Annotated in this window: 23 protein-coding genes; 6 read left to right on the top strand and 17 right to left on the bottom strand. The window is 44.3% G+C overall.

All coding sequences use genetic code 11. From position 1 onward, the window contains the following. Window positions 1–49: 49 nt before the first annotated feature. From iscB to QUB70_RS22030, 4 genes are all read right to left on the bottom strand, one after another. Window positions 50–1,321 carry an RNA-guided endonuclease IscB gene (iscB, locus tag QUB70_RS22045; protein ID WP_332983458.1) on the bottom strand — a complete coding sequence of 424 codons (1,272 nt, stop codon included), beginning with the start codon at window positions 1,319–1,321 and terminating at the stop codon, window positions 50–52. 376 nt (window positions 1,322–1,697) lie between these two features. Beyond that, window positions 1,698–2,051 carry a DUF5335 family protein gene (locus tag QUB70_RS22040; RefSeq protein ID WP_332983444.1) on the bottom strand — a complete coding sequence of 118 codons (354 nt, stop codon included), beginning with the start codon at window positions 2,049–2,051 and terminating at the stop codon, window positions 1,698–1,700. A gap of 495 nt (window positions 2,052–2,546) precedes the next feature. Further along, window positions 2,547–2,996, bottom strand: a complete 450-nt coding sequence (locus tag QUB70_RS22035) for a pyridoxamine 5'-phosphate oxidase family protein (protein ID WP_332983443.1) — start codon at window positions 2,994–2,996, stop codon at window positions 2,547–2,549. 88 nt (window positions 2,997–3,084) lie between these two features. After that, a complete protein-coding gene (locus tag QUB70_RS22030; RefSeq protein WP_332983442.1) occupies window positions 3,085–3,993 on the bottom strand; it encodes a DMT family transporter in 909 nt (302 codons plus the stop codon). 162 nt (window positions 3,994–4,155) lie between these two features. On the opposite strand from QUB70_RS22030, the gene QUB70_RS22025 reads away from it, so the two are divergent. Beyond that, window positions 4,156–4,758, top strand: a complete 603-nt coding sequence (locus QUB70_RS22025) for a glutathione S-transferase family protein (RefSeq protein WP_332983441.1) — start codon at window positions 4,156–4,158, stop codon at window positions 4,756–4,758. Between the two features lie 89 nt (window positions 4,759–4,847). Here the strand turns inward: QUB70_RS22025 and QUB70_RS22020 are convergent, their stop codons facing one another. Next, window positions 4,848–5,861 (bottom strand): Gfo/Idh/MocA family protein, encoded by a 1,014-nt coding sequence (locus QUB70_RS22020; protein ID WP_332983440.1) that lies wholly within the window; start codon window positions 5,859–5,861, stop codon window positions 4,848–4,850. A 96-nt stretch (window positions 5,862–5,957) separates the two neighbouring features. After that, window positions 5,958–6,230: a hypothetical protein gene (locus QUB70_RS22015; RefSeq protein ID WP_332983439.1), complete on the bottom strand. Its 273-nt coding sequence runs from the start codon at window positions 6,228–6,230 to the stop codon at window positions 5,958–5,960. Window positions 6,231–6,385: 155 nt separating this feature from the next. Between QUB70_RS22015 and QUB70_RS22010 the strand changes: the two genes are divergently transcribed. Then, window positions 6,386–6,685, top strand: coding sequence for a ferredoxin (locus tag QUB70_RS22010; protein WP_332983438.1), 300 nt, complete (start codon window positions 6,386–6,388; stop codon window positions 6,683–6,685). 344 nt (window positions 6,686–7,029) lie between these two features. Here QUB70_RS22010 and QUB70_RS22005 read toward each other — a convergent pair whose 3' ends face one another. Both QUB70_RS22005 and QUB70_RS22000 read right to left on the bottom strand, forming a co-directional pair. Next, complete coding sequence (locus tag QUB70_RS22005; protein WP_332983437.1) at window positions 7,030–8,685, bottom strand: SpoIID/LytB domain-containing protein; 1,656 nt, start codon at window positions 8,683–8,685, stop codon at window positions 7,030–7,032. A gap of 214 nt (window positions 8,686–8,899) precedes the next feature. After that, window positions 8,900–10,087 (bottom strand): M20 family metallopeptidase, encoded by a 1,188-nt coding sequence (locus tag QUB70_RS22000; protein WP_332983436.1) that lies wholly within the window; start codon window positions 10,085–10,087, stop codon window positions 8,900–8,902. Between the two features lie 466 nt (window positions 10,088–10,553). On the opposite strand from QUB70_RS22000, the gene QUB70_RS21995 reads away from it, so the two are divergent. Then, window positions 10,554–12,020, top strand: coding sequence for a glycosyltransferase family 87 protein (locus QUB70_RS21995; protein WP_332983435.1), 1,467 nt, complete (start codon window positions 10,554–10,556; stop codon window positions 12,018–12,020). Between the two features lie 128 nt (window positions 12,021–12,148). Here QUB70_RS21995 and QUB70_RS21990 read toward each other — a convergent pair whose 3' ends face one another. The 4 genes from QUB70_RS21990 to QUB70_RS21975 form a co-directional block, all read right to left on the bottom strand. Next, a complete protein-coding gene (locus tag QUB70_RS21990; protein ID WP_332983434.1) occupies window positions 12,149–12,649 on the bottom strand; it encodes a ribbon-helix-helix domain-containing protein in 501 nt (166 codons plus the stop codon). Further along, window positions 12,630–12,836, bottom strand: coding sequence for a ribbon-helix-helix domain-containing protein (locus QUB70_RS21985; protein ID WP_332983433.1), 207 nt, complete (start codon window positions 12,834–12,836; stop codon window positions 12,630–12,632). Before QUB70_RS21985 ends, QUB70_RS21990 begins: the two co-directional genes overlap by 20 nt. Window position 12,837: 1 nt before the next feature. Then, window positions 12,838–13,062 (bottom strand): helix-turn-helix domain-containing protein, encoded by a 225-nt coding sequence (locus QUB70_RS21980; RefSeq protein ID WP_332983432.1) that lies wholly within the window; start codon window positions 13,060–13,062, stop codon window positions 12,838–12,840. Window positions 13,063–13,175: 113 nt separating this feature from the next. Beyond that, window positions 13,176–13,352 (bottom strand): plasmid partition protein ParG, encoded by a 177-nt coding sequence (locus tag QUB70_RS21975; protein WP_332983430.1) that lies wholly within the window; start codon window positions 13,350–13,352, stop codon window positions 13,176–13,178. A 171-nt stretch (window positions 13,353–13,523) separates the two neighbouring features. Here QUB70_RS21975 and QUB70_RS21970 point away from each other — a divergent pair, with 171 nt between their 5' ends. Both QUB70_RS21970 and QUB70_RS21965 read left to right on the top strand, forming a co-directional pair. Next, window positions 13,524–13,757, top strand: a complete 234-nt coding sequence (locus tag QUB70_RS21970; RefSeq protein ID WP_006633397.1) for a hypothetical protein — start codon at window positions 13,524–13,526, stop codon at window positions 13,755–13,757. Window positions 13,758–13,961: 204 nt separating this feature from the next. Next, a complete protein-coding gene (locus tag QUB70_RS21965; RefSeq protein WP_332983429.1) occupies window positions 13,962–14,135 on the top strand; it encodes a hypothetical protein in 174 nt (57 codons plus the stop codon). Between the two features lie 264 nt (window positions 14,136–14,399). Here the strand turns inward: QUB70_RS21965 and QUB70_RS21960 are convergent, their stop codons facing one another. Next, a complete protein-coding gene (locus tag QUB70_RS21960; RefSeq protein WP_332983428.1) occupies window positions 14,400–15,365 on the bottom strand; it encodes a restriction endonuclease in 966 nt (321 codons plus the stop codon). Between the two features lie 550 nt (window positions 15,366–15,915). Beyond that, on the bottom strand, window positions 15,916–15,978 hold the full coding sequence (locus QUB70_RS21955) for a hypothetical protein (protein ID WP_332983457.1): 63 nt from the start codon (window positions 15,976–15,978) through the stop codon (window positions 15,916–15,918). Window positions 15,979–16,043: 65 nt separating this feature from the next. Between QUB70_RS21955 and QUB70_RS32745 the strand changes: the two genes are divergently transcribed. Further along, window positions 16,044–16,217 carry an NACHT C-terminal alpha/beta 1 domain-containing protein gene (locus tag QUB70_RS32745; RefSeq protein WP_442927808.1) on the top strand — a complete coding sequence of 58 codons (174 nt, stop codon included), beginning with the start codon at window positions 16,044–16,046 and terminating at the stop codon, window positions 16,215–16,217. Window positions 16,218–16,350: 133 nt separating this feature from the next. Here the strand turns inward: QUB70_RS32745 and vapC are convergent, their stop codons facing one another. The 3 genes from vapC to aspS form a co-directional block, all read right to left on the bottom strand. After that, the gene (vapC, locus tag QUB70_RS21950; protein WP_332983427.1) at window positions 16,351–16,800 is read right to left on the bottom strand and encodes a type II toxin-antitoxin system VapC family toxin; all 450 of its coding nucleotides are present in this window, start codon (window positions 16,798–16,800) and stop codon (window positions 16,351–16,353) included. Next, a complete protein-coding gene (locus tag QUB70_RS21945) occupies window positions 16,787–16,999 on the bottom strand; it encodes a type II toxin-antitoxin system VapB family antitoxin (protein WP_006633402.1) in 213 nt (70 codons plus the stop codon). The genes vapC and QUB70_RS21945 overlap by 14 nt, the downstream gene beginning before the upstream one ends. A 229-nt stretch (window positions 17,000–17,228) precedes the next feature. Continuing rightward, on the bottom strand, window positions 17,229–19,016 hold the full coding sequence (aspS, locus tag QUB70_RS21940; RefSeq protein WP_332983425.1) for an aspartate--tRNA ligase: 1,788 nt from the start codon (window positions 19,014–19,016) through the stop codon (window positions 17,229–17,231). Window positions 19,017–19,273: the final 257 nt, after the last annotated feature.

Genomic DNA, 19,273 nt, shown 5'->3' with positions numbered 1-19,273 from the left:
TTTTTGCGATTCAAAAACAAAGAGGGGGACAGTTGAACAATTTCCCATCTTAAAATCCGTAATTGTAACCATCTTTCCTCTGCACGATTTGACAGCATTTGAAACTAATACCTTGAACTAATTTAGTGGCATAAATATTGAAGGAGCCAGTTGTTCTGACTGCAACTCTTCCCATATATCTGCCAACCTTTTTCCCGTTGACGACAATCGCTTTGACGATATCCCCAGTTTTAAACCCTTTGACAGACTTGAATCTAGGAACATATCGATCGGGGAATCCAAACTTATCAGTCCGGCACATTTGTCGTGTTCCATGTCCCGTAGCTTTGATTAACAATGGTTTGTTTGTTAATAGCTTGAGTGAGTCAATTTTTCCCACGCAAGCCGCATCAATCCAATGGGTTTTAGGTAAGTTCAATCGGGTTCGATTAAACTTTGTCAATCCACCAGAACCAGTCGAAATAGGTAAGCCAGTTTCTTTGAGTTTGTTGAGCAGCGCCCATCGGGTTGAATTGACTGCTGCTGCATCCTTGAGGGGACGTTTTGCTTGAGCAAGAATGCGCTTTAATACCTCCGGTTTTTTAGCTAGAAACTTCTCAATTGATTGAGTACCTTTCTTTTGGTTACACTTGGAGCAGGCTAAACAAAGGTTAGAAATTCTGTTGCTACCACCGTTAGCTTTGGGGTGAATATGCTCAACTTGTAACGGCACATTTTCAAGACCGCAATAAGCACATTTTCGCTCCCATTTATTGAGTAGGTATTCGCGCACCTCATAACCTAGTAAAGTACCTTGTTGATATTCAGTGCCTGAGATTTCCGGGTTTTCCATCTGTTGCAAATCAAACCTGACAAGCTCTTGGGAGATTGAGCTAATAGGTGCAAGTTTGAGCAATCTTTTCACCCAGGTTGAAATGGTTTCAACCCGATGTTGTAAGCTGGGTGCTAACCAGCCTTGGAAACGGGTACGGTTCAAGAACTTTGCCTTACGGTAACGAGTGTGGCGATTTCTTCGGCTCCGACGCAGCGAACGCCGTGACTCTAAGCTGGCTTTAATCGCTTGTCCGCGATGTGTTAATTCAGCACCAAATATAACTTTGTTGCCTTGGACAATTGCGATACCAGTTGTTTTGGAACCTGGATCAATTTTAAGTTCTAAATTTGGACCGATCGCATTAGATACCTCTTTCAAGATAATTGTAAAGGGATACAACTTGAATACTGCCGCTTTCCCCTCTTTCAGCAACAATCTTGCTTTCGCTGGGTGAACTGGAGCTAGTGGTCTTTTGGTTGTATCTAGTACAAACGCGAAATTGGACATTTGAAAAACTCCATTTCTGGGTGATGTTAGCTTCGTCAATGTTTAAGGTCGGTAACTATCTCAAAAGCACTGGCTTAACCCGCTATACCTGTTTAACTTTTAAGTTCTAGTGCCGAAAACTAGCTTCGCATTTTCGGATAGGTCTTTTAACACTTGCCTTAAACGTAGTGAATATGAACTCCACTTAGACTGGTCAACTAGGCTTTTTTAAGCCCCCACTATATGGGTACCCCGATTAGTGGTGGGTGATTGACTCTCGCTGCTGTATCTTCATCCCTAATCGCGGTGGTCAACTCAGTAGCAACTGCTCCTGGTGAGATATGGAGCGTGAAACATTGGGTGCTGTTTAAGTTGAACTCAGGATTATTCTACCAGCTCAACTAGCTTCTAGCTGGATCAATGTTTGTGTCCCAGCAGCGTCACTAATCAGAACCGCCACAATCACACCGTTTGAGTTCTGTCCCGTTAAAACTTCTGTTGGTGAATCGATCGTGTGAGCGTAAGTCACCGCATCTTTACCCACTTCAATCACCAAATCATCTCCTTTTCCAGGGCGATCGTAAATAATAGCATGAAGAGGTGCGTCCTTAATCAATTCTGCGTCACCGGCTTCTGAACCGATGATTTCGATCGAAATATGCCGTCCGCGATTGCCATCAGTAAACTGATCGAAAAATTCACCCCATCGCTCGCGGGGCACAGATTTGTTGATGTCAATTTTATTGGTCATTTCCATTTTATTCACCGTGATGATTGTTTGTGAGAAAAAAGTAGTAAGCTGTTGTGCATTTAAATTGAATGTCAAAAAACCATTCGCCGTCTTGTGGGGAGTAGGGTTGGGCGTCCCGCCCGCCCTCAATATGCAATTTAAATGCGTGACAGCTTAAAAACAAATTGGGTTTCTTTTGCAGTCAATTGAATATTTACACAAGTTGCCCCATATACTCTCTACCTTTCGATTGAATGTTTGCACAATTTGCCCCATATACTCTCTACCATTTGAATGTTTTAACTAAAAGTTAGACTCAACGAAAATAAGGTCTACGATACTGCTCATAAGCAAGCATCCATCCCAGTTACAAGTCGATTTTGAATTTAATGAATTAGTCAGCTACTCCCGATTCTCAAAGTCTGTTAACGAACTCGCGCAATTCCCTGGTGAAGCGTCTGCTTCTGGAGAATCGCGTTTCCGCCAACAGTTTCAACGGTTGAGATATCTCGGTTGTTAGCGACTGCTAGCTCCGTCAGTCGTTCGTCCGCTCATTTCACTCTCCTGAATGCGGTAAATTGCGATTACCTCTGCACGTCCCTGAGCATCAATCCAGGTTCGATTGATAGCAGGTGACAGCGTTTGATTGCGCTCTTTGATGAGGTGCATTACCCGATCGATATCTTCCTGTTCAGTGAGGCGCGAAGCTCGACCATTCACGATCGCGCTGCGCCAATGAAGCGGATCGCGTATATCTTCAACCTGTAGGCAGATTTCTGGATTCGCATCGAGATCGTGAGTCTTCATGCCGATCGTCGTAAACAGGTATATGTCCGAATCTTCGAGATAATAGTGCATTGGTATCACGTAGGGTTTGCCTTCGTGTATGCAGCCAAGATGGCCGTATCCTACTGTGTGTAGCAGTTCTTGTATCTCTTTTGAACTCATTTCATCAATATCTAACATTACTATTTTCCTAAAGATTTAGTTAATTGGTTGTATTTAATAGAAATACTCCACGCTTTACATCTGTCATTAGATATACTCGATCGCCTTACAAATCCTCTGCCCGCTTAATTGAAGCTTTTTTACCCGCAGCTACGCTGGCCACAACTAAACAAGCTGTTGCTAGGGCGATCGGTTCCAAAGTTTCACCCAGCAAAATTGCCGAAGCCAAGAGCGTCAAAAATGGTTGCAACAACTGAATTTGACCTACCCGAGCAACTCCAGCCATTGCCATCCCGTGATACCAGGCAAAAAATGCGATAAATTGACTGAAAATACTCACATAAGCAAAACCCAACCAGGCGTTAGGTGAAGCTATCAACTCTTCTTTTACAACAACAAATATTGTCGGTAAAACCTCGAAAGGAGCGACAATCACCAAGGCCCAACTAATAACTTGCCATCCACCTAAAGTCTTAGCTAATTGTCCACCTTCAGCATAGCCAATAGCAGCAGCAATTACAGATCCAAACAGCGCTAAATCTGCGGGCTGAAGCTGTCCAGCACCGCTAATAATTCCAAAAACGACAACGGTAGCACTACCGACAATGCTAGCCATCCAAAAAGTGAAATCAGGGCGATCGCCAGCTCGCAAAAACCCCGCTATCGCTGTTGCTAAAGGCAACAACCCTAACACGACAGCACCGTGGGCGGCAGGTACTTGCTGCATGGCCCAAGCCGACAGTACCGGAAATCCCAAAACCACTCCCAATCCGACAACTAATAAACTCCGAAATTGCTGTTTTGAGGGAATGGGTTGATGCGTGAACCAAAGAGTAAATGCTGCGGGGATAGCTGCTACTAATCCGCGTCCCAAACCTACAAACAGCGGGTCTAAATCGAGCGCAGCCGCTCTCGTTGCAGGTAACGTCAAGCTAAATCCAACAACGCCCAAAAAACCGTAAATTAAGCCTATATTTTCCGAACTTAAGTAAGAATCTTTCCAGTCTAATTTCATAGAGCCTCCAATCTGGACGAATTTAGGGCGATCTGGGTTGCACCTAAACCATATTACTTCTGAATGTAGCAAAGCTGACTTTACGCACCAATGCTACAATAATCTGTGAACTTCTCTCTTTCTTAACTCTGTGTTCTCTGTGTTCTCTGCGGTAAAAAAAATATGTTTAAACTTTACGAATATTCTCCGTCTGGCAATTGCTACAAAGTCCGCTTGCTTTTAACTCAGATCCATCTTCCCTTCGCGAGGATCGAAATTGACATTCTCAAAGGAGAAAGCCGAACTCCCGAATTTTTGCTGAAAAATCCTAACGGGCGTATTCCTGTTTTAGAAATAGAACCGGATAGATTTATATTTGAATCAAATGCAATTATGTTTTACTTGAGCGAAGGAACTGAGTTTTTCCCCATTGATAAATTTGAACGCGCTCAAGTCATGCAGTGGTTGTTTTTTGAACAATACAGCCACGAACCTTTTATTGCGACTTCTCGCTTTTGGTACATGACAGGTAAAGCTGAAGAATATCAAGAAGCACTCCAACAAAAACAAGCACCGGGTTATGCTGCTTTGGAGGTGATGGAACAGCATTTAGAAAATCATGCTTTTTTTGTGGGCGATCGCTATTCTATTGCTGACATCGGTTTATTTGCTTACACTCACGTTGCGGACGAGGGTGGATTTGATTTAACCAGATTTCCAGCAATTCAAAATTGGATCGATCGAGTAAAAAGTCAGCCTCGATATATCAGCATTGCACATAAATAAAATTTGTTCGCAGTCAGGACGAAGAATCCAGATTTACTAACAGCATCAATTGAGGACTGAAGTTCTCACTACAAACTTATGATGTCCAATCATAAATTACCCAGCGCTACATTTTGCCTAATTTCGCTCGATCGCCTCGCAGCATCTGCAACTTTCAAAGAGTACAAACTACTGGTATTGTTCACGTACAAAGGCGTATTGTTTAACAAACATTCTAACACCATGTCCGTATCTTTTGCAAACAAACCGCGCCGCGTTCCCACTTCGATCGCCCGCCTATTTTCTCCTTGAATTAATTGACCGGATTCGGGAGTAAAAATCAGCGTTCCTTCTTCTCCGTAGATGGTGAAAACGTTTTCCGACTGCGAAAAAGTTTCGCCTTTTCCATAAACAGCTTCAGCAAAAACCCCATTAGCAAAGCGCAACTGTGCATTGCACAAACAAGCTTTATAAAAATCTGGCCCAGTGTCCCAAAATTGAGTTTGACAGTTAACACTTGTCACTTCCCCAAACAAATCGGTAAATCTGTGGAGTCGAGAAATTGCACCGATCAAGGGAAACCCAAATAGCGAATGTTGATAAGTCCAGCGCTCAGGTACGGAACGCTGAGCTGTAATAGTAACGTAGCGGGTATAAAAAACTTTGCCAATTAAGGGCAAAGATGCTTTGATAGCTTGGTGTAAACCCCCTAAGAGTTCGATGTGTTCGATGTGGAGGAGTTTTTGCTTTTGGGCGGCAAGTTCGATCGCCCTTTCGCCCTCAGATACGTCTAAAGATAGAGGATATTCCACCACAACGTGCTTGTCATTTTCTAGCGCCGCCAAAACGATCGCCCCGTGATCCCGGTTCACCGTACAGACGATTACCAAATCTAAATCGTCTCTTTCTACCAGCTTGCGCCAAGAAACCGCAGCCTCGGCCCCGAATGTTTGACAAAATGCTGCCGTTTGATCCGGGGTGCGGCCGGCAACTGCTACCAAGTTCGATCGCCCATCAGCTTGAACCGTCTCGGCCCTCAACTTAGCGGCAAAACCAGTCCCCACTATCCCGACGCGAATGGGAGCATTCATCGAAAAACCAAAGCTAGTATCAATATTAGTCATAGAATTTTAGATTTGAGATTTTAGATAGTTACAGACTTGCGGTGCAGGGGTTTAGGGTTCTATCGCCCAGATTTTAAGCTGTGGTTGTGGTGCGATTTATTCGATCGAGCCTTCAACACCCAAGTCTTGATGCGATCTAACTATACATTTCACCGCCGGCACAGACAAAATTGCAGCAAGTCTTGCTGAAACTCGATCGACACACGCCATACCAACAACCGGGTTTTTGTGCTGTAGGGCTCCAAACAGGATTTTTAAGAGAAACCGGGTTTTTTTGCGCAAGTCTTGCGGCAACAGTATCACACGGCTGAACCCAACATAGGTATAAGCAATCAAGATGAAATTAGAAAAAGTTATAACTAATCCCATTCAAATTTTTTGTAAATGAGTGTTGCAACCTTGCTTCTTTCCCCTAATATCATAGAGGGAACGAACCTAAGACCTAACCTCAAAGCTAATAGAGCCTTGAAGGTTGCATTAGGAAAAATTATCAATCTTGTTGAATTTTTGAGAGGATTTAGTGCATGGCAACTTACAAAGTTACCCTCATCAGCGAAGACGAAGGACTTAACCAGACCATTGACGTTGAAGACGATACTTACATTCTTGATGCTGCGGAAGAAGCAGGACTAGACCTCCCCTACTCTTGTCGCGCCGGTGCTTGCTCCACCTGCGCCGGCAAAATCACAGCAGGCACAGTTGACCAATCCGACCAATCTTTCTTAGATGACGACCAAATCGAGGCCGGATTTGTTCTGACCTGCGTCGCCTATCCTAAGTCTGATTGTACGATCGAAACTCACCAAGAAGAATCCCTCTACTAAGGAAGGATTCTGGGCGCGATGCGCTAAATAACCCGGTTTCTTGTTTTCGGAATTAAGCTGTAACAGCGCGATTACGTTAAGAAACCGGGTTTTTGCGTCCAAGACTGCAACAAAGCCGCCAGCAGTCTCTCACTCTCAGCTATGAATTCCTAGCTGTTTGAGCAGATAGCTGACCAAATAATTTTAGATTTTAGATGGCCGATTTTAGATTAACGGTGAAACCCGTCTAGAATCCCAAGTCTAAAATCTAAAAGTTTTACGGCTGATGTTTAGTCTCGCGTTGCGCGGACTTTGTTTGTTTAGTGGCGAATTAAATCGCCGACTCTTATGCCGAATTCGATCGACTATTCGCGCCAAAATGTAATGTTATCGCTGAGCGGTACAACTTGAGCGCCGGGAAAATAAAAACTGAGAATTCGAGCTCCGTTCCAGCCCAAATTAGCCAAATTGTAAGAACCAGTCTGACTCATTCCCACTCCGTGCCCGAAACCGCCTCCGACAAAAGCATAACCGTTGAGAGTTTTGTCTGGATTGTAAATTGGTTCTAGGTAAAAAAGCGTGCTGATCGGCGGGTAAAAAGCATTGCGAATCTCGTCTTTGTCGATATCAATGGGGCCCAAGTCAGTTTGAACCTTCATTTTCAAAACTCGACCTGCGGCTGACCTTTCCGTCACTTGCACCTGAGTGACAGTTTTAATATTAGCCAGCGGGTGCTGTTTCTTCTGAAGATACTGTTTGAGAAATCCACCAATCGCCGTCAGAGAAGCTGGTTCGCGCCACCGAAACGTTTCTTCTTTTTCCTCATTAAACCCTGTTTTCAGAGTCATAAAGCGGCGGAAATTGTTTTCGTCAGACAAACTCTGCTTGGACAAATCCCAGACATTATTAGGGGAATCGACGATCGATCGCAAATACGGACGTTCCGGGCCCTGCCACACATCGCCAAAAGTCGCTGTCACGCCACCGCTAGACGCAGAATAAAGCGCGTCTACTAGCTGATTTTCGTAAGTTAGCACCAAACCAGTCGTTTGGGCGATCGCCTTATCGCTTTGCGGGTAAACCTCCGTCAAACCTTGATAAACTTGGCAGTTAACATCAGCGCACAACTCATAATTATCCACAGCAAACCGGCGCAAATTTCTCAGGGCGTAAGTTCTGGCTAAAATAGTTTGAGCGACAATCGCAGCGTAAGGCGAAAAAGCCCCTATTTCGTGAGGAACAACACCCCGCAAATAAGTTTCCGTCAGCACTTCATTCACCAAAGTATAAGTGCCGTAAGCATTTTTTTGCAGGCGCAAACTGCCACCATAACGGCGAGTTTGTTGAATTACTTTTTCCGGTTCAGTAGCTGTCGCCTCTTGGGTGGTTTGTTCCAATACCTCGATCGTATTTTTCCCCGCCGTCACATCCAACTCATTGCGGTTGAAACGAAAGCCGTTTAAAACCCAAAAAGCCTGGGGTATTTGTTTGATAACTTTGGAATCCAGAAAAGCTGTTTTGTTACCTTGAGCTTGCAAACTTTGCAACAGCCAGCGCCGCACCAAAGGAGAGTTATACACATCTCTTTTCGCCCAAACTTGCCAGCGCAAAGGTTGAGCAATTTCTACTTCAATTCCCTTAGCGCGCCACTGATTGGCGCTGTCTTCCGCACTCTCGAAACTGCGGTGAGAGCTCAGAACAACTCGTTCTTCTACTAAGGGCGATTCCAGCGGTTTCGGGGCTATTTCTAACTTGACGCTAGCAGCAGTTTTGGTTTCTATGCCTTGAGGAGTCTTGTAACGCAAAGTTAAGCTGTCGCCAGGTAATGCTTTCAGCGTCAGTTTGTCGGTTGCTTTGGTACCAAACCGCTGCACAACGCCAATTTTGATCGGTCTATTTTGGGGAGTTTGGGCGTATCCCGCAGCGCTGAAAATGGGTAACAGGCACAATGCGGTGAAAACAGTGCTAGATATGCAGCTAAACCATTTGTAATTGGGAGTTGGAGGTGCTTGAGCGAACACGGTTATCTGTCTCGCGATAGTTGAAATTTGGGGATTTTTGATTGTACGTTAGCACATTTGGCTGCTGCTATAGGGGAGTTGCCCAAGATTAGCTGGTTTAATTGCCCGAATTCTGTTAAGCAGCTAGGCGCAAATAAACTTTAAATCGAGTAATTTTGATCCATTACCCACCCGACCATCTTATTTACGGGTAATTCAACGAAAGCGAGTTTACTTACTTACTTGCTTGCTGTTTCCAATATTGCCAGGCGGCATAGGCCAAGGTGACAGCGCCGGTCACAATGGCTGCTTCATCAACCTCAAATTGCGGGTGATGGAGGGGATAATTCGGTTTGTCAGTCAGTCCCACTCCCAAGCGAAACATGGTTCCCGGCGCGTGTTCTAAATACATCGAAAAATCTTCCGCGCCCAAGGATGGTTCTGGTAAAATCTCGACGCGCGATCGCCCTAAAGCTTCTAAAGCCGCAGTTTCTACTAATTGCGTGAGTTTGGGGTCGTTTTGGACTCCGGGCACGCCGCGCTTGTAGGTGAGTTCGTACTTAGCGCCGTAAGTCCCGCAGACGCTGGAAACAATTTGTTCGATCCAAGCCGGCAGTTTTTCGTGGGTTTCTGGATGCAGCGATCGCACGGTTCCCAATAATTTTACTCGATCGGCAATCACGTTCGGCGCACGTCCGCCGTTAATTTGCCCGATCGTCAAAACCAGCGGCCTCAAAGGATTTTGCGTGCGGCTAATTGCCTGCTGCAAAGTAGTAATTATCTGAGAAGCAATCCAAATTGCGTCGATCGCCTCGTGGGGACGCGCACCGTGGCCGGATTCGCCCATCACAATCAATTCTAGGTCATCTGCCGCAGCCGTCAGTGCCCCGTGGCGGATACCGATGCAACCGCCGGGAATCGTCGGGAAAACGTGGACTCCGAGGATGCCGTCAACATCTTGCATCGCCCCGTCTTTAATCATCCATTGAGCACCTTGGGCAATCTCTTCCGCCGGCTGAAACAAGAAGCGGACGTGACCGGGCAGTTTTTCCTCTAACTGAGACAATATCATGGCTGCGCCCAAACCGACGGTGGTGTGGATGTCGTGGCCGCAGGCGTGCATCACTCCCTCGTTGCGGGAAGCAAATTCTAGGTTTGTGCGTTCTTGAATCGGCAAAGCGTCCATATCGGTGCGAATTGCCAGCCACCGGGACTCGCTGCTGTTGCCTTTGATTTCGCCGATGACTCCTGTTTTGCCGATTCCTTCGATCGCGCGGACTCCGCTGGATGCGAGAACTCCGGCTACGTAGGCTGCGGTTTGATATTCTTTGCCGCTGAGTTCGGGGTGGGAGTGGATGTGGCGGCGAATTTCGATTAAGCGGGGTGCTAGGGTGGCGGCTAATTCTTTGATGCGGGGAAGCATGAATTTTGTTGGGGAGTGCGGTACAAGCTGTAGTCAACTAGGTTAACGCATATGTTTGGGGGTGGACAGGGTTATAAGGCGTAAATGTGCGATTCCCTACGGGATAGCTGCGCTTCACGGGCTTTTAGATCGCAATGCTATTTTGTTTGTGAATAAGATTTTTTTTTCTAACCGCAGAGGGCGCAGAGGACGCAGAGAAAAGAGTGAAGAGAGAGTTAAGTTGAAACGGGGAACAAAAGTCTATATTTTAGGTTGAAATGCTGATTTTTAGTTGAGGATTTCTGGTTGTGATATCATCAAAAGACCTTTTGCAAAAATGCTGAGTCCCCTCCCCAACCCTCCCCGAAGTCGCGGGGATGGAGCCTAATTTTTCTTGCTTCCCCCCGAAGCCGCGGGGGGACTGAGGGGGGTGATTTTTTGACTTTTGCAAGAGGTCGAAAGAGTAAATTTATTAAAATTATTTTTTATGATTACCTTTGGATTATGGAATTTAATAATTATAATTACAGTCGCTTTGTTTCTAAAATTTAACTGGCGATTAGATAGCGAAAAAACAGCATGGCAAGATTCTTTGTTTTTAAAACATCCTTCGATCCAAAGGTTGACTCAGTTTTTTCGTCAACCTATCGTTAACTTTATTTTGCAAGCAGTTATTGTATTAGTTCTCACTCGATTTCTCTGTTATACCGGTTGGTTGGTTTACAATCTGACTAATCGGCCCGATCCGCCTTACTGGGATTTTAAGTGGTTTTATGTAGCGAGTAAGTTAGCCCATCAGCATTTGAGTCCCTTTAATGTAGAAGTATTTAACATCGGTTTCTGTAGCATCACTAAAGTGTGTGGGTTTATTCCATCTTTTGTTTATCCACCTAATATCATTCCTCCGCTGTGGTTTTTGGGCTATTTCCCGATGAAGACTGCATTCACAATCTGGACTTGGCTGCATCTTATTGCCACAGGTTTTGTTTTATGGGGAGCGAATATCTTGTTGGTGTCGCAGTCACGAGCTTTTCGGACTATTTGTAGTATATCAGTTGCATTACTCTACGGTTTTGTCTTCGATCTTCAAGTTGGCAATGTGGCAACTTTTATTGCCGTTCTACTGTTATGGATGTTTATTTATGCTAGAAAAAATCAGGATGTAATTGCAGGAATTTTATTAGGGATTGCGCTTTTTAAACCAACTTTAGTTATATTATTTATTCCTTATTTTTTAATCAAAAAAAGGTTTCATCTAGTTTTTATATCTACAGTCACGGTAACTTTTTTGGCAGTTATAGGTCTAGCTGTAACGGGCAATTCCTTGACAGGATTTATACAGGATGCGACTCGTGGATTTCCACTCTGGCTCAACGATCCATCGAATAATGCTTATATTTCTATGAGTCGCCTTGATTTAAGGGTTATGGGGCCGAGATTTTTCCCCGATAGTCCCTTCGTGGCGAAGCTATTTTCTGACTCGATATGTCTGGTGCTAGTTGGTTTAGTGAGTTGGTATTTTTACAAAAAACAATCTGGCAATGCTTGGTCAAAAAAAGTTGACTTATCTGAAATGGTGCTAATTTCTACTTTGAGTATTGCTATCAACTATTCTCAGCCCACCAGTTCTGTGATGTTAGCACCGGCGGTGGTTTTTTTGCTGAATGATTTATGTTTTCAGATTAAAAATTGTGCCTTCTCTAGGCAAAGAATGTCGGTTTGGTTATTGGGCGTTGGCTGTGTCATGGTGCAAACCGCAGTGATTCATGGCGGGCTGTTGGTGTTTCTAGGAAAGCGGTGGAACTGGAAGGGGGGGGAATTGCCTTATTTGTTTAAAGTAACTATTTTTTCACTACCGAGTTATGCGATTTTAGGCCTTACGTTAAGTGTTTTAGTCTTAGCGATTACATCCCTTGGTCAAAAACAGGTTGCTGAATTTGACCGACCGAGCTGAAGCAGGAAATAGACATTTATCTGGCCAAGAGTAAGTAATAGGTAGCGTGTTCAAAATGTCATTTTATAACTAATTTATTCATTTCTCTCCTCTCTTCCTCTGTGCTCTCTGCGTCCTCTGCGGTTAAATCATTCAGAGTCGCTGTCGATTTTCTGTTGCTGCGATCGATCGTCGCTTTGAATTCTCCCCTCAGATTTAGCCTCATCTACTGCTTCTTGAATTAATGTCAACACCATATTCGAGACCGGCCGATAATGCGATTTGGCTAACCGCTCTAGGTCTGCTTTAAGTTCTTCTGGAAGATATACAAAAATTTTGGTTTGTTCGCCTCCAACTTTTGTTCGGTTAAGAGATGGCTCAAAGTGTTCGATCGAGGCTGTTTCAATAGCTACCAGCAGACTAGCATCGCTGCATTCGAGCCAAGCGATGCGAATATTACCACTCATTACCTTTAGCTGATACCAGCGATGATGTGCTAGCCAACGCTGTTGAAGGTTCCTAGTTCTGCCAATATACAAAACCGCATCACCGTCTAAAACGAAGTATACGGCAGGACACGTAGGCAGTTGAGAGCGATCGGCCAGCAGCAGTGAGGGCAGGGTTAGTGGCTTAATCGTCTTTGGATTCATTGAACCTCCCTTCCTTCTGCGCTCTTTCGAGTCCTTCTTCCACCAAAAGTAATGCCATTTGGGAAATCGAACGACGCTCAATACTCGCCAGTTTTTCTAACTTCTCCTTGATTTCGGGTGGCGGGTAAAAGGCAACTCTAGGAGATTTTGCAGGACTCACATTGTTTGGGGGTAGTGTGTTCATCATGTCATTTTAAGGCATCGGGATTGTCCTCTTCATATACCATTAAATCCCCCGGCTGACAATTCAGTGCTTTGCACAAAGCGCTGAGAGTTGCTTCATCGATTCGGGTGAGTCGGCGGCGGGTTTTGAGTCTAGAAAAGGAAGTCGGGTGCATTCCAATTAAAGCAGCCAATTCTTTATTGCTGATATTGCGATCGGCCATCACAACTGCCAATTTCCAACGGATCACTGCTGATGCTCAACTCCTAGCCATGATATTGCAAGCTGATGTTAGCATTCTGTAACCTTTACGAGCTGATATCCGAGAAGAAATTCTTACTTTTGCTCTTTGGTGTCGCCCCTTCAGGTGTTTGACTCATCCCGTTTCGCCTGGGCTTGCTCTTGCTCTTGACACCAGTTTTCTATTAGTTGACCTCCGACGCTGCTCATATCCCTTTCCGCACGAACGCACAAGGCTTTGAACCTGATCTTCAATGCCTTGGGAATTACAAGTTTGATGGTGTCTTTTTCATTTGCCATAACTTTATTTTCACACGTAAACGTGTGAAAAGTTTAAAATTCCCTTAGTTACCTATTCCCATATTCCCATAGCTGTGCTAGACTGAGGATGTACAAACGGAAAAGCGATCGCCCCTGGCCTGGAAAACTTGAGGGCGATCGCAATTCCACTATTCGTGTAATTCAAAGTCTATGATATCACAGCCAAAATCAGTTCCCGAACTACTCCGGGAAGAAATTCCTGATGTACCTCAAGGTAAGCAACCGATTCGTTTGCTGTTGTGCGGCGTTCCCAAAGCGGTAGAAAGTATCGTTAATCTGCTGCACGTTTTAGGTTTTGCAGAAGTTGGGGAGTGGAGCCCGCCTCTACCATCGCCCATAGCGGGTGAGGTAATTCGGATTTTAACCCGTTACTGGAAAGAGTAATCTTTGAGGGCGATCGGATGAATTGAAAAAGTGCGATCGTCCTTTCTGTCTCATTTAGGACTTACCCATAAATACCAAAGAAACCGGGTTTTTCACGACAGTTAAAGGCCCGGATGCAGTAGTTCGCTAAAAAACCCGGTTTCTGCCTCCACGACTATCATTAATAAGAGTCAGTAGTGTTAAAGCCCGTTTGGAGAATGTGCAATGACACAAAAAGAACTTGATGACAAGGAACTGCTAGAAATTTTGGAATTAGCAAAAGACACCGAACAGAAAGCTAGAGAAATGTGTCAAATGAGCTCGGCTAATACGGCTAAATACCAAAAATGGTCTGAAGCTAAAGCTAAAGAAGCCGAAAAACAGAAACAACCCCAATGAGTAGGTTGTGAAAAGGGCGATCGCACTTTTTTTTGAAGTGCGTTAGCGCAGCCCTCGAAGAGGATCGCCCTTTGTGTCTCGACAATAGCTGACAACTGGATCGAAAGGGCGATCGGACTCTAGGGATGATTTAGTAACATAACGCCATAACTCATCGGCTGCTTACCAAACTGAAACAAAGCCCAAAACGTTAACTAGCAGTGCGGTGCTGCGACTTGTTATCCCACGCAACCGCACAACTAGAGAAGGGTAATAAACCTTATTCTAAAGGTCATACAAAAGCTTTCCTTCAAGCTGAATAGCTTCAACCTTGGACTTTAAGAGAGATTCAAAAGGGCTTTCTGTTTCCAAGAGAAGTACAAGCTCCTTCAAAGTAAAAAGTACAATAATTTTTAGATTAAGTGCTCTTTGGATATCAATAATTGCTGCCTCAGTGTAGCCGGATGCTGAAATAAAGATACCACGAACATCAGTCCTCGCAAAAAGCCGCATCGTATGCTGTGATACATCTCTAGGACTTAATGCTTCTTGACACCATTTCATTTCAACAAGGTAAAGACAACTATTGACCTCAATTGCTCCATCAACTTGCTGAATTACTCCTTCGTTATTTTCACCTTTTATAGTGAAAGATTCTCTCACTAAAATTCCCTCACTCTCAAAGAGGCTGTTTAAAATAGGTTCTAACTGCTTTCCTCGTTTTTGAGCATTAGTTTCTTGGTAGAGTGCACTTAACTCAGACTTTAGCTGCTGACGTTTCTGTTTTTTTAGATTAAGCTGTTCAATTCTTGCTTCTTCGTCTTGTTGGCGTTTTTTTCTCTCTTCTTCACGCTGAGATTCATGATACTGTTGTTGCCTTGTAAAAGAGTCTGTATCATTTCTCAATTCTCTAACTCTAGCTACCAAACCCATAGCTGGTATTTGATCGTCAGGCCAACATCGGGAAAAGTCTTTATACTCAACAACTCGCTTGATAATTTCTCTTCTTTCACGAATTGCAGCATCCCCAGCTTCATTCAGCCGAATTATCACGTCTCTAACAATCTGATACTTACTAATATTATTTCTATCTTGCTCAACCCTACGACGAATATCTGCTAGAAAATTTTGACTAACCCCAGCACTTAAAAAAAATACTAGAACATCATTTTTACTCTTACAAAGCCTTGGAATAGTCTCTATAAGTAGATTTAGAAGCTCAACTGAAAAATGAAAAACTTGACCGCCCATTTTTTATATGTGTAAGTAAGGATAACAGAGGTGTAAATAAAGTAAAAGTACCAAATTGTGCTGGCAGTAATAATTATACCATCACCAACCAAATACCAGGAAAGACCCAATTGAGCTTAGTATTGACTAAGTTTGTCATGATGTATCATCTTATAGATCAAACTTAAACACCTTTACTCCACCCACCCATAGTGTAATTAAAGGTTAACAAAAAATAATGTGTTAACCGACTGTTCGCAAGGCTAACTAGATAGTGAACAAAATTGCGATAAAAAAATGATTTTCTATAAATTATCGCATATTTTATTTACTGTCAATAGAGACTCAAAAAAAATTGAGGATTTCCGAGTATCTATGATTGGCAATCTAGTGTCCTTCATAGCTCAAGATTACCGCATTTTACTCCCTTTCATGACCAAAGGTACTGAATCTTATGTAAATCAGTTACATAAGTCGCGCTTGCAACCCTTCATCTGCTTGTCATCCACACCAGACGGCGCATTTGCCAATAAACCACGCGCTTGCTGCGTCTTCGGAAACGCAATTACATCTATTCAGTGTAATGATACTTACAAGCTGCGATCGCAATTTCTTGATCCGTAGCTTGGTAAATTAAACGATGTTCATTATCAACGCGTCCTTACCTAAACACTTAACTCGTATTTCAGAAGTTTATCTTTGCCCCATCGTTTATACCAAAACTCCACATCCCCCGCCGCCCAAGGTTTGAGCCCTACTTTCCTCGAAACCCTTACCCGCTTCGACGCTACTATCTGTCTCATCACCGACTCACTCACCCACCCCTGTAAACCTTCTCGCCCCATGACCCCGATTTACTTCAAACTGTCGTAAACTGGCTCAAACGACTTCATCTAGAGTCCAGAGTTATGATAGCCGGGAGTTACGCATAGATATCAAAGAAACCGGGTTTTTAGTAGTTTCTACGAGGTGTGGCAAAGTATTATCGAAAAAACCCGGTTTCTGATTACCCACAAGCCAAAGAAACTGGGGTTTTTATTTTTTCATATTTAATTATTGTCAGGTCGGAAGCGCAAGCAATTGAGCGATCGCACTCTCTGAATAGTTTCAAAATCGCGATGTTATGAACTAGAATAAGTTGGTGTTCGATCGCCAGTTGGGCAATGCAACAGTCGATACTACTTCTAACCGTTAACTCCTGTCGTTGCAAATCGTAATAAATCCGAGCAGCCGCTACCCAAGTATTAGGCGTAGACTCGATGTAGTCTTGTTCTTGGAGATAAGTTTCTAATAGTGTCCACTCCCGTTCATCTCGGCAACCTTGCAAAAGTTCCATCTGAGTAAATCGGTTCAGAAAAATACTTTCATCATTAATTATTGCTTCCAGGGATTGGCGTACTACACCTGTCCTGTCGCGGAAAACGCTGATCCAGACGGAGGGATCAATCAGAAACATTTCGGTTTTCCCGCAAAGCTTTGTAGTCGTAGTCAGTCGAAAATTGAATTTGTCCGCTTAAATCAAGTAGGTTCCGCTTTTTACGGGTGCGAATTAATTCTTGCAAAGCAAAGTCAATCAGTTCTTTTTCTGTCTTGAAATTGGTTAAGCGAAAGGCTTCTTTAACCAATTCTTCGTTAAGTTCAACGGTGGTTGTCATGGTTAAGGGTTGATTTCATTCTCTCATTCATTATGGCATAGCCACACCCAACCCTTAACCTAGTCCAACTTCCCCAAATCCTGGTTTCCCCAACTCACCGAAACCAACCTCAACCAAACTCTCCAACTCCTCTGCATCAATGACACCCAACTCGAACTACCCAGATTCCCGACTTCTTAAAGAAGTCAGGAATTTACAAATGGTTAAATTGTCAAGGTGTTTTATACAATTATGACTTGGGCGTATAAGTCGATCGCACTTGCAACTCCTTCAACTGCTTCTCATCCACCCCAGACGGCGCATTTGTCAACAAACACCCGGCTTGCTGCGTCTTCGGAAATGCCATGACATCCCGAATGGATTCCTCGCCAGCTAACAGCATCACCAACCGATCCAAACCGTAGGCAATTCCACCGTGGGGAGGTGTTCCGTACTCAAACGCATCCAACAAAAAGCCGAATTTATTGTAAGCTTCCTCAGTAGATAAGCCGATCGCCTCAAACACCTTTTCCTGAACATCCCGCTGATAAATCCGCAGGGAACCGCCGCCGATTTCTGTACCGTTTAACACCAAATCGTAAGCTTGAGCTCTCGCAGTTTTCAAATCGTTAATATCGTCAGGATGCGGCGCAGTAAACGGGTGATGCAATGCTTCTAAACGCTTCTCGTCAGCGTTCCATTCAAACATCGGGAAATCTGTAACCCACAGCAGATTCATCTTGTCTTTATCGATCAATCCCAATTCGTTACCGACGAACAAACGCAATCTATCTAAAGTCTTATTGACAGTTATCGCGTCGGCTGCTGCAAATAACAACAAATGACCTGGTTGCGCGCCCGTGCGATCGAGCAATTCCTGTTTTTGCGCTTCCGTCAAATTATCCTTAATAGCGCCGATCGTATCAATTTCACCATTCTCCCGCACGCGAATGTAAGCCAATCCCTTCGCACCGGCTTCGCTGGCTTCCCTAAACAAATCGCCGCCCGGTTTAATCCGCACATTAGAAATCGCATCATTCCCGCCCGGAATCGGCAAAACTTTCACAATTCCGCCCGCAGCAACTGCACCGGAAAACACTTTAAATCCCGAATTTTTCATCAAATCGGAAACATCGACTAATTCCATACCGAAGCGAGTATCCGGTTTGTCGCTACCGTAGCGATCCATTGCTTCTGCGTAAGTCAAACGCGGGAAAGGACAAGGCAATTCAACGCCTTTCACAGTTTTGAAAATGTGGCAGACTAAACCTTCATTTAATTTGATAACTTCTTCCACAGACATGAAACTCATTTCCATGTCCAATTGCGTAAATTCCGGCTGTCTGTCGGCACGCAAATCTTCATCGCGGAAACAGCGGGCAATTTGATAATATCTGTCGAAACCCGAAACCATCAACAATTGTTTGAACAACTGCGGCGACTGCGGCAAAGCATACCATGCACCGGGATTGACGCGGCTGGGAACTAAATAATCTCTCGCACCTTCGGGTGTAGCGCGAGTTAAAATCGGCGTTTCAATTTCCATGAAACCTTCGACATCTTCCAAGTGGCGGCGCATAGCTTTCACAACTTGGTGGCGAAGCTGCAAATTGCGACTCATACGATCGCGCCGCAAGTCCAAATAGCGATATTTCAAGCGCAAATCTTCCCGCACGCTTTCACTATCCGCCGTCGCCACCTGAAACGGTAACTGTTTGCGAACCGCATTCAACAACTCTATTTCGTCAGCGTAAATTTCTACTTCACCCGTAGGCAATTTCGGGTTGAGGGAATCTGCGGGGCGGCTGGTGACTCGCCCGGTAATTTTAACCACGTATTCGCTGCGCAAAGCCTCAGCCCCGTGATAGGAATCGGGGGTGCGTTCAGGATCGCTGACAATTTGCACAATACCCGATCGATCGCGCACGTCCAGAAAAATCACCCCGCCATGATCGCGGCGGCGATCCACCCAGCCGTAAAGGGTGACAGTCTCTCCGATGTGTTCGCTTCGCAGTTCGCCGCAGTAGTAAGTTCTCATGGTTGGGGGTTAGGGACTAAAAATAAGGCTTTTTGATTATAGCGCTTAGTGTCAAAACCTTTTATGAACAGGCAAGATGCCTGTTCCACAAGAAAATTCAATCTTTGTGGAACAGGCAAGATGCCTGTTGTTTAAATATGAACAGGCAAGATGCCTGTTCCACAAGAAAATTCAATCTTTGTGTCAAAACCTTTTATGAACAGGCAAGATGCCTGTTCCACAAGAAAATTCAATCTTTGTGGAACAGGCAAGATGCC

Source organism: Microcoleus sp. A003_D6 (genome assembly GCF_036702825.1).
In the GTDB taxonomy this organism is placed as follows: domain Bacteria; phylum Cyanobacteriota; class Cyanobacteriia; order Cyanobacteriales; family Microcoleaceae; genus Microcoleus.
Note: the sequence above shows the minus strand (reverse complement) of the source record. Positions and strands in the feature narration are given on the sequence as shown.

What these genes read in the sequence shown, in the direction of transcription:
- QUB70_RS22040 (WP_332983444.1), bottom strand. Translation starts at nt 2,051, where the DNA reads ATGACCAATAAAATTGACATCAACAAATCTGTGCCCCGCGAGCGATGG.
- QUB70_RS22015 (WP_332983439.1), bottom strand. Translation starts at nt 6,230, where the DNA reads ATGGGATTAGTTATAACTTTTTCTAATTTCATCTTGATTGCTTATACC.
- QUB70_RS21970 (WP_006633397.1), top strand. Translation starts at nt 13,524, where the DNA reads ATGATATCACAGCCAAAATCAGTTCCCGAACTACTCCGGGAAGAAATT.
- QUB70_RS21945 (WP_006633402.1), bottom strand. Translation starts at nt 16,999, where the DNA reads ATGACAACCACCGTTGAACTTAACGAAGAATTGGTTAAAGAAGCCTTT.
- QUB70_RS22030 (WP_332983442.1), bottom strand. Translation starts at nt 3,993, where the DNA reads ATGAAATTAGACTGGAAAGATTCTTACTTAAGTTCGGAAAATATAGGC.
- aspS (WP_332983425.1), bottom strand. Translation starts at nt 19,016, where the DNA reads ATGAGAACTTACTACTGCGGCGAACTGCGAAGCGAACACATCGGAGAG.
- QUB70_RS22010 (WP_332983438.1), top strand. Translation starts at nt 6,386, where the DNA reads ATGGCAACTTACAAAGTTACCCTCATCAGCGAAGACGAAGGACTTAAC.
- QUB70_RS21995 (WP_332983435.1), top strand. Translation starts at nt 10,554, where the DNA reads ATGATTACCTTTGGATTATGGAATTTAATAATTATAATTACAGTCGCT.
- iscB (WP_332983458.1), bottom strand. Translation starts at nt 1,321, where the DNA reads ATGTCCAATTTCGCGTTTGTACTAGATACAACCAAAAGACCACTAGCT.
- vapC (WP_332983427.1), bottom strand. Translation starts at nt 16,800, where the DNA reads ATGTTTCTGATTGATCCCTCCGTCTGGATCAGCGTTTTCCGCGACAGG.
- QUB70_RS22000 (WP_332983436.1), bottom strand. Translation starts at nt 10,087, where the DNA reads ATGCTTCCCCGCATCAAAGAATTAGCCGCCACCCTAGCACCCCGCTTA.
- QUB70_RS21985 (WP_332983433.1), bottom strand. Translation starts at nt 12,836, where the DNA reads ATGATGAACACACTACCCCCAAACAATGTGAGTCCTGCAAAATCTCCT.
- QUB70_RS21975 (WP_332983430.1), bottom strand. Translation starts at nt 13,352, where the DNA reads ATGGCAAATGAAAAAGACACCATCAAACTTGTAATTCCCAAGGCATTG.
- QUB70_RS21960 (WP_332983428.1), bottom strand. Translation starts at nt 15,365, where the DNA reads ATGGGCGGTCAAGTTTTTCATTTTTCAGTTGAGCTTCTAAATCTACTT.
- QUB70_RS22025 (WP_332983441.1), top strand. Translation starts at nt 4,156, where the DNA reads ATGTTTAAACTTTACGAATATTCTCCGTCTGGCAATTGCTACAAAGTC.
- QUB70_RS21990 (WP_332983434.1), bottom strand. Translation starts at nt 12,649, where the DNA reads ATGAATCCAAAGACGATTAAGCCACTAACCCTGCCCTCACTGCTGCTG.
- QUB70_RS22035 (WP_332983443.1), bottom strand. Translation starts at nt 2,996, where the DNA reads ATGTTAGATATTGATGAAATGAGTTCAAAAGAGATACAAGAACTGCTA.
- QUB70_RS21965 (WP_332983429.1), top strand. Translation starts at nt 13,962, where the DNA reads ATGACACAAAAAGAACTTGATGACAAGGAACTGCTAGAAATTTTGGAA.
- QUB70_RS22020 (WP_332983440.1), bottom strand. Translation starts at nt 5,861, where the DNA reads ATGACTAATATTGATACTAGCTTTGGTTTTTCGATGAATGCTCCCATT.